The following is a 472-nucleotide window of genomic DNA, read 5'->3' on the forward strand; positions in this document are numbered from 1 at the left end:
GTAGTGATGGGCCTGACTGGGATCAGTATGTCCTAGGTGATCAGTTCTTCGTCGAATTTGTCGATGATGACATCGCTTATGTTCTTGTAGAGGTTCGCGCCATCGTGGTCGAAGAAGGGCTGGTTTTTTTTTCCAGCGGAAGCCGGCATACGGGGTGGCCTTTTGGCTCCTGGGCCCGGAGATTTGTATAAGGGACAGGGGGAATCGTATCGGATCATCCGAACAACGATGATGTTAGGTATTGCGATTTATGCTCTGGCAGCTTTTGGCGCGATGCAAACGCAACAGTTTGAGCTGTCTCTTATATACATCTGACGCTGCCGACGAACTCTAGGGTGTAGATCTCGGTGGCACCCGCATCATTGAAAAAAAACACACCCCTCACTCTGAGCTGTCTGACTTGTTTGGCTGTCAAGCACGTCGTGGTCATCGTCAGTTATCTTACGTTAACATGTTATCCGTAGACTACTTC

General features: G+C 49.4%; 1 protein-coding gene. It reads left to right on the forward strand.

Annotation, left to right across the window (positions count from 1 at the left end):
• A partial coding sequence (locus tag EYW48_RS21450; protein WP_277433072.1) for a hypothetical protein occupies positions 1-191 on the forward strand: 191 nt, incomplete at its 5' end.
• Between the last annotated feature and the right edge of the window lie 281 nt (positions 192-472).

Origin of the sequence: Vibrio sp. 1180_3, from assembly GCF_029478545.1 — a bacterium.
GTDB classification, from domain to species: domain Bacteria; phylum Pseudomonadota; class Gammaproteobacteria; order Enterobacterales; family Vibrionaceae; genus Vibrio; species Vibrio aestuarianus.